This window comes from Belliella filtrata (assembly GCF_022549775.1).
Taxonomy (GTDB): Bacteria; Bacteroidota; Bacteroidia; order Cytophagales; family Cyclobacteriaceae; genus Belliella; species Belliella filtrata.
The window spans coordinates 44762-59901 of the sequence record NZ_JAKZGP010000027.1 but is presented as its reverse complement, the minus strand read 5'-3'; the positions used below and the strand labels follow the sequence as shown (position 1 = coordinate 59901).

The window sequence follows — 15140 nt, the reverse complement described above, 5'->3', positions numbered from 1 at the left end:
GTGAGGACAAGGTAGATGCGGTAAAAGATAAGATCACGCATGCTGTTGTCATGGATGCTACAGATGCTCAAGCTGTGAAAAATCTTCCTTGCAAGGATGCCGATGTGGTGATTATTGCGATTGGAGAAGATTTTGGAGCATCGATTATGGTAACCGCAATATTTAAGCAGTTGAACATAAAAAGGTTGATAAGCAGATCGATCAATAAAATACATGAAACAGTAATCAAAGCCATTGGTGTGGATGAAATTCTGCATCCTGAAGAGGATTCGGCAGAGCGAATGGCTAAGAGCCTACAGATGAAAGGGGTTATTGATTCGCTAGATGTGTCTGATGATTATAACATCATTGAAGTTCAGACACCTAAGAGGTATGTGGGCTTGACCATTTCAGAGACAAAAATTAGACAAGATTATAATATCAATATCTTGAGCTTGATTAAAATGGAAGAGAAGTTGAATATTTTCGGTGTAAAATCAAAAACCAAGAAGGTTACTGGAGTAGTCACAGCCAATACCGTGATTGAAGATGGAGATATTCTGCTGCTTTTTGGGCATATCAAGGATATCAATACGATATTGAATTTAACAGACTAAAACATTGAAGCTGATGGAAGGAAAGATTTTACTGATCGATGATGAAAAGAAGCTTAGGGAATTAACTTCCAAATACCTTGAGTACGAAGGGTATGAAGTTATTGATGTAGAAAATATCCACTATGCAAAATCTAAAATCGACCAAATTTCTCCTGATTTAGTAATCTGTGACGTCAAGCTCCCTGATGGGAATGGCGTGGATTTTTGCATCAATTCAAAAAAGAAGTTCCCTGATATTGAGTTTATTCTATTGACTGCCTATGGAAGGATTCAGGATGGTGTACATGCTGTTAAAAACGGTGTGTTTGATTATTTGGTGAAAGGAGATGACAACGACAAACTTTTGCCTTTAGTAGAAAAAGCAATCACAAAGGCCAAACTCCAGAAAGAATTAAGTGCTTTAAAAATTAGAATTGGCAAGAAATACAGTTTTGATAGCATAATTGGCCAAAGTGAATCCATAAAAAAGTCTGTCACTTTGGCTAAAAAAGTAGCTAATTCAGATACAACGGTTCTGTTGACTGGTGCAACAGGTACAGGTAAAGAAGTTTTTGCCCAAGCCATCCATTATGAAAGTAGGAGATCCATCAAGCCTTTCGTAGCCATTAACTGCAGCGCCATTAGTGGTGAAATTTTGGAGAGTGAGCTGTTTGGGCATAAATCTGGTGCTTTTACTGGAGCTCAAAAAGATAAAAGAGGACTCTTTGAAGAAGCACATAAAGGCACTATGTTTTTGGATGAAATTGGAGAAATGCCAATGGATTTGCAAGCAAAATTCCTAAGGGTATTAGAGTCTGGAACATTCATCCCTGTTGGAGATACTAAAGAGATGAAAGTGGATGTAAGAATTATTGCCGCTACAAATCGAAACTTGGATGAGGAAGTCAAAAACAGTCATTTTAGGGAAGACCTACTCTACCGTCTTTCCGTAATTCAAATAAAACTTCCCTCCCTTGCTGAAAGGAAAGAAGATATTCCCGAGCTTGTCAAACATTTTACTGGGATATTTGCTGCAAAAACAAACCAAAAAGCTTTAGAAGCTACTCCTGAATTTTTAAAAGAAATTCAAAATCAACCTTTTAAAGGAAACATCAGGGAATTAAGAAATATTATTGAAAGGGCAGTGATTTTGAGTAATGGCAAATATTTAACACCTGATCTATTGCCTCCAAGACAGCTGATGAAGGAAGAGTCGAATCTGGACTTTACAATGGCATCAGCTGAGAAAGCACAAATATTAAGAGTACTAAACTTTGTTAATGGAAACAAAACACAAGCAGCCAAGCTCTTAGAAATAGGCTTGACAACCTTGTATAAAAAACTTCATGATTATCAAATAGAATGAAAAAGCGGCACTTAATTATTTTCATTTACCTCTTAGCACCATGTCTACTTGCTTGTCAGCAAAAAAATAAAGAAGATTACACGCTTCTTGAAGGTGAGGCACTTGGCACTTACTACCAAATTCTTTACAAAAGCAATGAAAATTTCTCTAAAGAAATTGAGCTGTTTTTTCAAGACTTTAATAATGCTGTGAATACCTACATACCTCAATCTGAAATTTCACAGTTCAATCAAATTGGCTATTGGGAATTTAAATCACCTTTATTCCCAGAAATGCTTTTCCTCTCACAAAAATTTGTAGTCAATACTGATAGCCTGTTTGACCCTACCATGATGCCACTGATTAATGCCTGGGGTTTTGGTTTTAGCAATAGAGAAAGTCTAAATGAAGAAAAAATTGACTCCATCAAAAGTTTAATTGGCTTTGAAAACCTAGAATTTACTGATGCTTTCATCAAAGCAAATAAGGATGGCGTAATGCTAGATTTTAGTGCCATGGGAGAAGGCTTTGCCATAGAAAAGATTTCTGAAATTTTAATATCACATGGTGTAGAAGATTTCAAGGTGGAGATTGGAGGGGAAATGAAATGTAAAGGCTTTAATCCAGATGGAAAATTATGGAGAATTGGTATTGAAAACCCAAATTCAACGGTTAATTCGCTAGTGGCAATAGTACAGCTTAATGATGAATCCCTTAGCACTTCTGGAAGCTATAGGAAATTTTTTATTGATGAAAATGGATTAAAAAAACCACATATCATTGATCCAAGATCGGGTTATCCTGTTGATCACCAACTGTTGAGTGCAAGTATCAAAACCAAAAATGCGATTAGAGCAGATGTAATGGCCACTACATGCATGATTATGGGAAAAGATCGTGCAATTGAGCTGATTTTAAATAATTCTGAGCTTGAAGGGTTTTTGGTCTTTATCGAAGATGGGGAAACAAGGACATGGAAATCCCCTCTATTTCAAATTGAATAATTGATCTATCTAAATTTTTGAACCCTTCCATTTTGGAAAAACACCCTTCGGAATCCGAAGGGTGTTTTCATTAGAAATCATTTAAATTTAATTACAAATATTTTTATAATACTGATTATTAATAGGTTATAATTTTTTGTTCGATATTTTTTATATCAGGATCGCCTCTTGCCAATGGAATTCCGAATCATCTTAAAATATCATGAACGGAATATTAATCATTGGGATGCTGCTCCTTGGTATAGCTATCCTAGCTGCAATTTTCAAATCCATAAAACTATTTGATGACTTATGAACATGAATAACTTCAAATCGATGTGCCTTGAAATCGAAAAGCAATTACCTGAATTTTCCAATGAGGTCAATTGCAGACAAAAGGAAAAAGAGAGATTACTGATCCTCTCACATATATCCCTTTTTGCAGAATTTACAGAAAGAGCCATTCTTTCTGGCAACATGACTACCGTAAAGAAATCTTTTGAATTGGCAGAAAAGCTTTACAAGGAGGGTGATGATATGATCAAAATAGGTCTTGAACATATTTTCTTACCTCACCTTCATCTTCAGCAAAACCACAGAATGTACAAAGAAGCTAAATCAATGCTTCCATTTTGTCTACTTCAATCATACTACTTATTGTACGAACATAATCGAATCGAAAAATGATACTTATTCTAATCACATCCCTTTTGGCTGCTGGATACCTCACCTATGCCATTATGAAACCCGAAAAGTTTTAAATCATGAACACAGAAATATTAGGCGTAATTTTCATTTTCCTCCTTTCCCTGCTACTGGCATGGCCATTGGGAAAATATATGGTAAAAGTATTTAAAGGAGAAAAGGTCTGGACTGACTTTATGAGTCCGCTTGAAAAATTGATTTTCAAAATAGCAGGTGCAAATCCAGATCAAAGTCTTAATTGGAAAGAAAATATGAAAGCTTTGCTTGTTATCAATATAGGCTTCTTCATATTGGCTTTTCTCTTTCTTGCCTTACAATCTTTGCATCCATTCTGGAATCCAAATGGATTTGGCAATTGGGAACCTACTTTGGCATTCAATACAGCTGTTAGTTTTACTACGAACACCAACCTCCAACACTATAGTGGAGAATCTGGAGCTTCTTATTATACGCAGTTATTGGTTTTTTGCTGGCTGCAATTTGTAAGTGCTGGAACAGGTATAGCTGCCTGTGCATTGCTTTTTCAAGGACTTAAAAATAAGGCAAGCGAAGGTTTGGGGAATTTCTTTAACCTTCTTGTCAAAAGTTGCACACGGATCTTATTGCCATTATCAATCATCTTAGCTATTATTTTGATGGTAAACGGCACACCTACAAATTTTGAAGGATTACAGGAGGTAGAAACCCTGGAGGGAGATATCCAATTGGTAGCTGCTGGCCCTGCTGCTCCAATGGTAGCCATCAAACAACTGGGCACCAATGGAGGTGGGTTTTTTGGACCAAATTCCACACATCCTTTTGAAAATCCCAACTACCTGACCAATATCGCTGAGAACGTTGCAATTCTATTGATACCGATGGCATTGGTATTTGCATTCGGTTTTTATACAGGAAGAAAAAAACTTGCCTTGCTGTTTATCGGTGTGATGTCAGCTCTATTTATTGCTTTCGTTGCCGTAAGTATCAGCCAAGAAATGAATGGCAACCCTGAATTCACAAAACTTGGATTATCCGATCCTACAAATCTTGAAGGGAAAGAGCTCAGATTTGGCCCAGCGGCATCATCTCTCTGGGGTGTATCTACCACAGCTACTTCCAACGGCTCGGTAAACTCCATGCATGATAGCCACACGCCATTATCAGGTGGGATTTTCTTTTTGGACATGTTTATCAATGCAATATATGGAGGTGTAGGTGTAGGTTTTATCAATTTCTTTGTATTCGTCATCGTAGCCGTTTTCATAGCTGGATTGATGATTGGTCGTACACCTGAATTTATGGGCAAAAAGATCGAAGCCAGAGAGGTGAAAATAGCTGCATTAATCATCATATTACATCCATTTTTAATTCTTGTAGGTACGGCCATTTCGAGTTATTTGTCAGCCACTGACCAGTCCCTTGCTAGTGAATGGATTCATAACCCAGGCTATCACGGCCTTTCAGAAATGCTTTATGAATTCACTTCTTCATCAGCAAATAACGGTTCTGGATTCGAGGGATTGGGAGATGATACACCATTTTGGAACATCATGAACGGGATTGTAATGCTATTGGGAAGGTTTTTACCAATCATCGGGCCTTTGGCGATTGTTGGATCCCTGGCAATCAAGAAAAGTGTACCTGAATCTGCGGGTAGCCTTCAACTGGAAACACCAGCATTTGCAGCAGTATTGATTTCAGTAATCCTGATTGTGGCAGCTCTTGCTTTTTTCCCTGTGATGGCATTGGGACCAATTGCTGAGTTCTTCTCCTTTTAACTATTCACGATATGAAAAATAAAAATAATCAAGTCAATACTTCACAAGCTTTTAAGGAAGCTTTTATAAAACTCAATCCGAGTTACATGATCAAAAACCCGGTAATGTTTACCGTAGAACTTGGAACTTTGATCATGCTTGTTGTCACCGTTGTCTCTTTGGTTTCACAAAATGATTTCTTGGGAAACTTTGGGTACAATCTTACGATCACCTTGCTATTGTTCTTGACAGTCTTGCTGGGGAATTTTGCTGAAGCTATAGCTGAGGCAAGGGGAAAAGCACAAGCTGACACTCTGCGAAAAACAAGACAGGATACTCCAGCCAGACTTTTGACAAATGGAAAAGAAGAGGTAGTAAGTTCGGCATCCCTAAAAAAAGGCGATTTGTTTGTCTGTGAAGCAAATGATATCATTCCTGCCGATGGTGAAATCGTCGAAGGATTGGCATCTATTGATGAATCAGCCATTACTGGAGAGTCTGCCCCTGTTATAAGGGAAGCTGGATCTGACCAAAATACGGTCATAGGTGGCACCAGAGTATTGAGCGATAGGATTGTGATCAGCGTCAGCTCAAACCCAGGGGAGAGTTTTTTGGATAAAATGATTGCTTTGGTAGAAGGAGCAAATAGACAAAAGACACCAAACGAAATCGCTTTGACGATTCTTTTGGCGGCATTTACACTGGTCTTTTTGATCGTGACAGTTACTTTAAAACCTTTTGCGGATTTTCTCAATGTAAGCTTGTCTCTTGCTGCTTTGGTTTCTCTATTCGTCTGCTTGATCCCTACCACTATTGGTGGATTACTTTCCGCTATAGGAATAGCGGGGATGGACAGGGCATTGAAAGCAAATATTATAGCCAAATCTGGAAAAGCAGTGGAAACTGCGGGAGATATAGATGTCTTGCTTCTTGATAAAACAGGTACAATTACTATTGGAAACAGAAAAGCTACTGCCTTCATCAATGCGCCAGAGGTGCCAATGGAAGACTTGGTGAAAGCTTCAGTACTAGGTTCCCTTGCCGATACCACACCAGAAGGAAAGTCCGTGGTAGAATTGGCTCGCAAAAAAGAAAATGCTACTTATGAGGCACCCAGATCATCTAGGTTCATAGACTTTTCTGCTGAGACTCGCATGAGTGGGATTGATCTACCGGATGGTACCAGGATCCGAAAAGGTGCATGGGACACCATCAAAAAATGGTCTGTAAAATCAAGTACTTCTGATTTGGATTTCCTGGAAAATGAAGTAACCAAAATAGCTGAAAAAGGAGGAACACCTCTAGCAGTATCTGTGAATGAACATGCCATTGGCGTCATTCAATTGGAAGATATTATCAAGCCCGGAATCCAGCAGCGGTTTGCAAGGCTTCGCAAAATGGGTGTCAAAACAGTGATGGTAACTGGTGATAACCCATTAACCGCAAAATTCATTGCTGAATTGGCTGGAGTAGATGATTTCATCGCCGAAGCTAAGCCGGAAGACAAAATGAATTATATCAAAAATGAGCAAAAGGAAGGCAAGTTGGTGGCAATGATGGGCGATGGTACAAATGATGCCCCTGCATTGGCTCAGGCAGATGTCGGTGTGGCAATGAATTCAGGAACTCAGGCGGCAAAAGAAGCGGCAAACATGGTTGATTTGGATTCAGATCCGACAAAACTTCTGGAAGTAGTTGAAATTGGAAAACAACTTTTGATTACGCGTGGAAACATTACCACATTCTCCATTGCAAATGATGTAGCAAAATACTTCGCAATTGTGCCTGCACTATTTGCAGCTTCTATCCCTGGATTGGCAGCACTGGATTTGATGGGGCTTTCCAGTCCAGAGTCGGCCATCCTTTCAGCAGTGATTTTCAATGCATTGATTATACCAGCCTTGATTCCATTGGCACTCAAAGGATCAAAATACAGACCGATTGGTGCTTCGGCTTTGCTGAGCAGAAACTTATTGATCTATGGATTAGGTGGTGTCATTCTTCCATTTATAGGTATAAAGGCCATTGACCTAGTAGTTTCATTATTTATTTAATAGCAAAATTTCTATGATACGTCAAAGTATAACATTCATTATTATATCTCTTGTGATTTTCGGGGTATTATATCCCATGACTATTTGGGGAGTTGGAAAATTGATGCCAAATGTATCAAATGGCAAACCAATCATTATTGAGGGCAAGCTTAAGGGTTTTGAAAATATCGCACAAGAATTCAGCAGCGAAAATTACTTCTGGAGCAGACCTTCTGCAGTAGAATATGATGCCTCTAGCACAGGGGGATCCAATTATGGACCTTCCAATGAAGTATTTTTGCAAGAGGTTTCTGATCGAATAGAATCCATTCTTCAAAGCCATCCTGAAAAAACAAAAGCTGAAATACCAATCGATATGGTCACAGCCTCGGGAAGCGGATTAGACCCTTATATCTCACTTGAATCTGCTCTTTTTCAGTCAGAAAGAATTTCCAATGCTAGAAGTATGGACAATGACCAACTCAAGCAATTAATCCTTGATCATAAAGAAGCAGCATTATTAGGGCTTTTTGGTCCAAAAGACCTTGTTAATGTATTGAAATTGAATATGGCATTGGACAATATCAGCCCATCCTTGACAAATAATTAAACCAACTGTAGAAATGAAAAAAATTATTCTATTTGCTGTCGCATTGATGGGAACCGTCCAAGCAATGGCGCAAGATCCCAAAAAACCAGATATTAAGTTCAGCGGTTTTGTGGATGTTTATTATGGTTTTGATTTTAATCAACCGTTTTCAAATGAGCGACCCGATTTTCTCTTCAATCACACCCGACACAATGAAGTGAATTTGAATTTGGGACTGGTAAACATGGAAATTGATGGTGGTTTTTATCGTGGAAATATAGGTCTCATGGTAGGAACATACGCTCAGTACAATCTTGCTGCGGAGCAGGATTTGCTGAAAAATGTATTTGAGGCAAACATTGGTTTGGCCTTGGACAAAGAAAGAAAACTATGGATAGATGCAGGTATATTTGCTTCCCATATAGGTTTTGAGTCTGCAATTTCAGCCCAGAACTATACCTTGACAAGAAGCTTGCTCGCCGAAAATTCACCATATTTCCTTTCCGGGGCCAAACTGACATATACTCCCAATGAAAAATGGGAGTTTGAAGGAGGTATTTTCAATGGCTGGCAGCGAATACAAAGATTGCCTGGAAATACTTCACCAGCTTTTGGCACCAGGGTAACCCATACACCAAATGATAAACTCACGTTTAACTGGAGTACATTTATTGGCAATGATTTTCCTCAAGAAGACAAAAGAATGCGTTATTTCAATAACCTGTATGCACAGCTTCAAGTGTCTCAAAAAGTTGGGTTGATATTGGGTTTTGATTATGGAATCCAAGAAGAATCATCTTCAATAGTAGCTGTAGGAGATGAAAGAGCATTCGAACAATGGTTTTCTCCAGTAGGGATTTTAAGAGTTGACTTCAATGAAAATTGGGGAATGGCTTTGAGAAGTGAATATTACCAAGATGAAAAAGGGGTGATCATATCTTCATTTTCTCCCGCAGGATTTAAGACTACAGGTTTTTCGATCAATATAGACAGAAAAATAACAGACAATATACTATTCCGAATTGAAGGAAGGCATTTACAAAATGCCAGTCCTAATTTCGAAAAAGACAGTGAACTAGTCAGAGGAAATACCCTTTTGATTGGTTCTTTAGCCATTACAATTCCATAAATCAACAAGACCCATCCCTTAACTGGGATGGGCTTTACAAATCATCCTAACCCATGGGAAGTAACCCAGACTATTTTCTTCAACTGATCAAGAAGTCTAAAAAAGGCAGATTGAAAGTCTATATAGGCATGATCGCTGGGGTTGGAAAATCTTACAGAATGCTCCAAGAGGCTCATGAATTACTGAGTGCGGGAGTTGATGTGCAAATAGGATTTATAGAAACACATGGAAGACCTGAAACAGAAGCCTTGGTTCATGGATTACCACAGATTCCATTGAAAGAGGTGTTTTATAAAGGTAAAAACCTAAAGGAAATGGACCTTGAGTCCATTTTGGAGAAAAAGCCTTCTATAGTGATTGTCGATGAACTGGCACACACCAATATCCCGGGATGCACGAATCAGAAAAGGTGGGAAGATGTACAGGATTTGATCGATGCTGGCATCCATGTCATCACTGCATTTAATGTACAGCACCTGGAAAGTTTAAATGACAAAGTGTTTCAGCTTAGTGGAATCGAGGTTTCGGAACGAATTCCAGATGTTTTTTTGAAGAAAGCTGATGAAGTGGTAAGCATAGACCTACCGGCAGAAGATTTGATCAAAAGGTTAAAAGATGGGAAAATATATAAAGGCCCGAAAATTCAACAAGCATTGGATAACTTTTTCCAGTCTGAAAAAATACTTCAACTCAGGGAGTTGGCATTGCTTCAAGTAGCCAAAAACTTGGAGCAGAAAATTAGTTTCGTCCAACAGAAGAAAGCCAGTGTAGTAGAGCGCTTTATGGCATGCATCAGTACCAATGATGTCATCGCACGGAAAGTCATCAGAAAAACTGCCCGTTTGGCAAATAATTACAATGCTGAATGGTATGTGGTATATGTAAAAATGCCAAGTGAGTCTCTTGAAAAAATTGATAGTAGAAAACAAACCAAATTACTTGCTAATTTTAAGCTTGCAAATACTTTGGGTGCAAAAGTATTTATTTACGCTGCAGGTGAAAAAAATTCTAAAGAAGTGATCCCTGATAAATTGCAACTTGTTCAAGAAGGGGCAACTACAGTTCCTACCATCAAAAAAAATGTTGCTGAGATACTATTTGAGGCTTCAATTGAAAATCTAGCAACCAATATTGTGATCGGAAGGCCAAATCAGAGTTTTTGCAGAACTTTCACAAGTAAAAACCACTTTCGAGAATTGGTAAAATTGATCGCACCAACAGATATTGACCTGATCGTAGTGACATAAAAGTAAAATGACATGAAACTTAAAACCAGATTATATTTTGCATTCGGCTTTCTATTTCTTCTTATAGTTCTGCTTTCAGGATTGGGGTCGATTTTCGTCAGACAACTTGCAGATGACTCTAAGTCTATCATTCAAGATAATTTTAGAACCTTGGATTATATGCAACAGATCAAATCTTCTTTGGATGTATTAATTGCCAATTCTGATAACCAAGATATCATTGGTAAAAACAAAGTGAATACCTCTATGGAAACTATTCAGGAAAGTCTTTCAAAACAAATGGAAAATGTAACCGAACCTGGTGAAGATAAACTAAGTAAAGAATTTGAAAGAGGCTTTGTGCTTTTACAAGAACTCCTTGAAGAAAGTATCAATAATGAAAACTCTAACCCGAGAGGAATAATTTCACAAGCAAGTAACCTCCAAGACCTGGCTAGTAAGATTTATGAATTGAATATTCAGACGCTGCTAAAGAAAAATGATATTGCGAATGAAACGGCAGAACGGGTTATACTGTACATGTCAATAACAGGAGTGACTGGCTCTATATTAAGTTTAATTTTTATCATAGGCTTTCCAGAAGTAATTTTTGATCCACTACAAAAGTTAAATGCTGGAATAAAGGCAATATCGGCGAAGAAATACGATCATCAACTTCCTGACAATGGGGGAAATGAATTAGGAGAAATTGCAAAATCTTTCAACGATATGGCTGTCAAGCTCAAGGAGTACGAGGCTTCAAATTATGTCATGTTATTTTCAGAAAAAAAGCGTATTGATGCAATCATCAATCAAATGCATGAAGGCATCATTGGAATAGATGAAAACCAAAGACTGCTGTTTGTAAATGACTATGCCAAATCACTGTTTAATTTGGGAGACAATATTAAAAAAGGAGAGCATATTCAAAATTTGGCGCAGAAAATTGATTTTTTCGCATCATTTGCGGTAGACTTCGCACTTGGTGGAGATGAAAGCCTGAAGCCTAAAACCGTTAAGATAATCCATAATGGGAAAGAGCTGACTTTTTCAAGAGAAATTATTCCAATTAATTCACCCAAATTTGAAAACCAACAACCTGTAAATATCGGTTATGTAGTGGTAGTATCTGATATTACCGATTTCAGTGATAAAGACAAGGCAAAAACACAGTTTATTGCCACTATTTCCCATGAATTGAAGACGCCGATATCTTCAATTGGTCTTGGAATAAAACTACTATCAGACAATAGAACTGGAGATCTTAATGTTGAACAAAAAAAGTTAATTGATGGATTGAAGGAAGATAAAAACAGGTTGCTATCGATAACGAGTGAGCTTTTGGATATCACTCAGGCAGAAACTGGGAACATAACCCTGGAAAAAGAAGCATTTGATCCTTCCGAAGTTATTTCTGATGCAGTAAATGCACTCTTTTTGCAGGCCAAAGAAAAATCCATTGAAATTCTAACAAGTGTAGAAGATAATTCTCTTGTATTGGGAGACTCCAATAAAGTGACTTGGGTACTTGTAAACCTACTGTCAAATGCAATTAGATATTCCAATGAAAACTCAACGATCAGGCTGATTTGTAAAGAATACTTTGGAGACAATTTAAAATTTGAAGTAGTAGATCAAGGAAAAGGTATTCCCTCAGAATTTAAAGAAAAGCTTTTTGAAAAATACTATAGAGTTCCTGGCAATAAAAACAATGGATCAGGGCTTGGATTAGCTATTAGCAAGGAATTCATAACAGCAATGGATGGCCAAATAGGTGTGCAGAGTGAAGAAGGAAAGGGCTCAGTTTTTTGGTTCACACTGAAAAAACAGTAGATGTATAAGTAAAGCCAGAGGACTGCAAATCCTGCGGGATTATTATGCAGTAACACAATTACAATCCTAACACTTTCAAAGAGTAAGTGAGTATTTCTCCAATTGCAGAAAAGCCATCAAATTTGGTGCAAAAAACTTCTCTCTTTCTTCTATCAGTCATTTTTTGATGACAATTATTTGGCTAATTTGAGGAGAAAACGAAACTTCTTTTTTTTTAATCTATTCAAATGCATGCTTTACCATTTCAGTTAGTTTATTTCTTCGACCAAAAAAAGGGCTATATAAGCCCTTCATCTGCAAATGAAAAGTATCCGTTATCCTTTGTAATGATTATTTGATCTATAATAGAAATATCAAGGATTTCTCCTGCTTTTTTTAGCTTTTGGGTTAGCCTGATATCTTGGTGACTTGGTTGAAGATTTCCAGAAGGATGGTTATGGGCTTTATGTAAAGCTTTACATAAAGCCCATTATGTAAAGTAAATACTTATGTAAAACGATGTAGATAATTGCCTCATTTTCAGAATACTGCTCACTATTTACTTTACATAATATTCTTGGATAGTATTGCAATATTCACTTAAACTCATTGCAATATGTAAGAACAAATTAGGGATCTCAACATCCTGACCGGAAAGGTGGCTGGCTATCTTGATTCACAACAGAATTTTTACCTCCTGCTATTGAACAGTACCAGAAGATCTGGCGGCGGGTTCGCTACTTTATGAATTCAAAAGGCTATCGGCAGTATAGTATTATGTAAAGTGGCATGTGGGTATTTGTTGGTCTACGTCATTCTAAGCATGGTAATCGCATGTTACTTTACATAAATAAATACTTTGCATAATGAGCTATAATAATAGATGAAACATTGGCTTTCAAAGCTCCTGCATAAATCAGTTTGACATCCACAATCGTTGCAGAAGTCCCACCGGTGGAGATTTCAACAATTCCAGTCACTTTGCTATTGCGGTTGAGATACATCACTTTGAACTGTTCTATAAATTCAATTTTATCGGTGTCCCAATTCTCCATAAGGATGGTTTTGGCATCATCCGAGTGAGTGATTTTTGGTCTGTCAGTTGCTTTTACTTTAGTCTTGTAGACCAACTCAATTTCAGCAACTTTTGGAGCAATGATGTTTTTTGAAGTTTCCATAACAAATTCGTTTAAAGGATTAGAAATTAATTATGGTACTTCCTCTGGCTTAGGGGAATCAAGCCCAAAAGGAAACGGAATAAGTCCCGAAGGGTGGCATGTTGAGGGACGAAACAGGACATTATGCCGTAGTCTTATGGAGCGCTTCAGCAGCCCTAAGCCGATATTTGTACTGGAATTAATGAGAAGAAAATAAGAAAGTCATTTTGCAAGCATCGACAACTTCCCGCACTCTCGAATAACCTAATTAAAAATGATCTCAGGAGTTTCGTTCTATGTTGAAAAGCTGATCTGCGGCTGATTTTTACTTACCTCTCCCCTATTCATCTCACTTTTTCAAAGCTCTATCAATTATACTGATGCTGAACCTTTCTAATCGATGACAAGAAAAAAGTCTATTTATAATTTCGACCAACTCGATTGCTTGATTCTGCGAACCCACCAAATGCTACCAAGAACTGAAAGAAAAAAAATAACTCCAAACTTGCTAGATATCCCCTTCCTGATCAACAAAGAACAGACAGGTTTCAAGGTAAAATTATTTAGGGTCAATCAACACTGCAACACAGCTTCATCTACTTTTAACCGTTGGGCAGTCAACATGCGGTGTGATGGATAAAGCGGGCAAGGCTGTCAGAGAAAATACTACCCAGCCTATAGTCTGGGTTGGATATTTTCTATAACAACTGTGAGAGAACTTGAGGTTATCCTTTTTAATTTCAAGAATTTCTACTGCTTTGACCAACAAAAAATCTTCCCTTATTGAGAAGAATGAAACGAAAAAACAGCCCCACCAAGGTAGGTAACGGCCAAATAAAAAAAGCCCCCGAAGGGACTTTTCACCAAGCATGTATCCAATTGACATTTACATTTTAAAGCCTCGCCTTTTGGCTGCTCTCTTTCTCTGAGCAGGTCTTTTGTTACTGATCCCCTCAAACAAGGCATCCGCAAATTCTTCCTGCCTGCTTGTTGGTGAAAGCAGTGGATTTGCATCAGGATCAATCTTACACTCCGACTCCCTTTTTCCTTGTAGGCCTTTTCTTGACTGAGGGCTGTTGGTTAACCTTGGGAGCGGACTTTTTTTTTGAGTCATCCTCGCTTTTACTGCTCTGTCCTGTGGGATTCTGCTTCTGACTTTCGGTCTTCTTCGTCCCTTGATGCTCCATTTTGATGTTGAGCTCATCTTTGGAAATCCTTTTGCCTGACTCGTCATAGAAATTAAAAGTTTTAAACTGTGGATTGGCCTCAACATAAATCTTTTCCGTCTTACCCTCCAACTCCATTGTTACGCCATGCCTATTGCCTTTTTGAAGGGATTTTTCGAGCCACTCGGCCTGTCTATCATCAAATTTGACTGGGAGCTGTCCAATGAGGTCTTTGAGATTGTAACCATAATTCTCATGGTATTGGTTGACCTTGTAATTGTTCCCTACATCCTTATCCTTCAAATCAAGCTGCAACCATGCTTTATAGGACTGCCCCTCTTTGTTGAAAAGGGTCTTGTCAACAGCCCTGCCTTGCAATAGGTTAAAAGCTTCCTTGGCAGATATGTTCTGGTTTTGGTAGAACGTATGGCTTACGGCAGCCCCATTTTCCATTGAAGGATGAAGCGTCACATCTGTTTTGTTGAAGAAGTACTTTTCAGAGGTGTCGGATTTGTTAAAATGGAGGTTGAAGTCCACTTTATTGCCTTCGATTTCCATCGTTCGCTGCAGCTGGAACTCCTTCAATCCTTTTTCCATCTGCTTTTCCATTTGCTGGATTAGTTCGGGATCGAAACCGGAATATTTGAGTTTTTCTTTGAGAAATTCGAGATTTTGCTGTTCCAT

The 15140-nt window shown here is 38.0% G+C and carries 13 protein-coding genes and 1 pseudogene; 11 read left to right on the top strand and 3 right to left on the bottom strand.

Annotated features, from left to right (window positions below; genetic code table 11):
• The 11 genes from MM239_RS11500 to MM239_RS11455 form a co-directional block, all read left to right on the top strand.
• A partial coding sequence (locus MM239_RS11500; protein WP_241348387.1) for a potassium channel family protein occupies positions 1-596 on the top strand: 596 nt, incomplete at its 5' end.
• A 13-nt stretch (positions 597-609) separates the two neighbouring features.
• The gene (locus tag MM239_RS11495) at positions 610-1941 is read left to right on the top strand and encodes a sigma-54-dependent transcriptional regulator (RefSeq protein ID WP_241348386.1); all 1332 of its coding nucleotides are present in this window, start codon (positions 610-612) and stop codon (positions 1939-1941) included.
• A complete protein-coding gene (locus MM239_RS11490; protein ID WP_241348385.1) occupies positions 1938-2924 on the top strand; it encodes an FAD:protein FMN transferase in 987 nt (328 codons plus the stop codon). The genes MM239_RS11495 and MM239_RS11490 overlap by 4 nt, the downstream gene beginning before the upstream one ends.
• A 297-nt stretch (positions 2925-3221) precedes the next feature.
• On the top strand, positions 3222-3590 hold the full coding sequence (locus MM239_RS11485) for a DUF7674 family protein (protein WP_241348384.1): 369 nt from the start codon (positions 3222-3224) through the stop codon (positions 3588-3590).
• Positions 3587-3664 carry a potassium-transporting ATPase subunit F gene (locus tag MM239_RS21210; protein ID WP_369413898.1) on the top strand — a complete coding sequence of 26 codons (78 nt, stop codon included), beginning with the start codon at positions 3587-3589 and terminating at the stop codon, positions 3662-3664. The genes MM239_RS11485 and MM239_RS21210 overlap by 4 nt, the downstream gene beginning before the upstream one ends.
• A 3-nt stretch (positions 3665-3667) precedes the next feature.
• Entirely contained in the window at positions 3668-5365 is a 1698-nt protein-coding gene (gene kdpA / locus MM239_RS11480; RefSeq protein ID WP_241348383.1) for a potassium-transporting ATPase subunit KdpA, read from the top strand.
• An 11-nt stretch (positions 5366-5376) separates the two neighbouring features.
• Entirely contained in the window at positions 5377-7398 is a 2022-nt protein-coding gene (gene kdpB / locus MM239_RS11475) for a potassium-transporting ATPase subunit KdpB (RefSeq protein ID WP_241348382.1), read from the top strand.
• A gap of 13 nt (positions 7399-7411) precedes the next feature.
• On the top strand, positions 7412-7987 hold the full coding sequence (gene kdpC, locus MM239_RS11470) for a potassium-transporting ATPase subunit KdpC (RefSeq protein WP_241348381.1): 576 nt from the start codon (positions 7412-7414) through the stop codon (positions 7985-7987).
• Between the two features lie 13 nt (positions 7988-8000).
• The gene (locus tag MM239_RS11465; RefSeq protein WP_241348380.1) at positions 8001-9095 is read left to right on the top strand and encodes a porin; all 1095 of its coding nucleotides are present in this window, start codon (positions 8001-8003) and stop codon (positions 9093-9095) included.
• A gap of 53 nt (positions 9096-9148) precedes the next feature.
• The gene (locus tag MM239_RS11460; RefSeq protein ID WP_241348379.1) at positions 9149-10342 is read left to right on the top strand and encodes a sensor protein KdpD; all 1194 of its coding nucleotides are present in this window, start codon (positions 9149-9151) and stop codon (positions 10340-10342) included.
• Between the two features lie 12 nt (positions 10343-10354).
• Entirely contained in the window at positions 10355-12154 is a 1800-nt protein-coding gene (locus tag MM239_RS11455; protein WP_241348378.1) for an ATP-binding protein, read from the top strand.
• Between the two features lie 277 nt (positions 12155-12431).
• On the opposite strand, the pseudogene MM239_RS11450 reads toward MM239_RS11455, so the two are convergent.
• The 3 genes and pseudogenes from MM239_RS11450 to MM239_RS11440 form a co-directional block, all read right to left on the bottom strand.
• A pseudogene (locus MM239_RS11450) lies at positions 12432-12596 on the bottom strand (JAB domain-containing protein); the annotation flags it as partial.
• A 379-nt stretch (positions 12597-12975) separates the two neighbouring features.
• Positions 12976-13311 carry a JAB domain-containing protein gene (locus MM239_RS11445; RefSeq protein ID WP_241348377.1) on the bottom strand — a complete coding sequence of 112 codons (336 nt, stop codon included), beginning with the start codon at positions 13309-13311 and terminating at the stop codon, positions 12976-12978.
• Between the two features lie 1004 nt (positions 13312-14315).
• Positions 14316-15140 (bottom strand): hypothetical protein, encoded by an 825-nt coding sequence (locus MM239_RS11440; RefSeq protein ID WP_241348376.1) that lies wholly within the window; start codon positions 15138-15140, stop codon positions 14316-14318.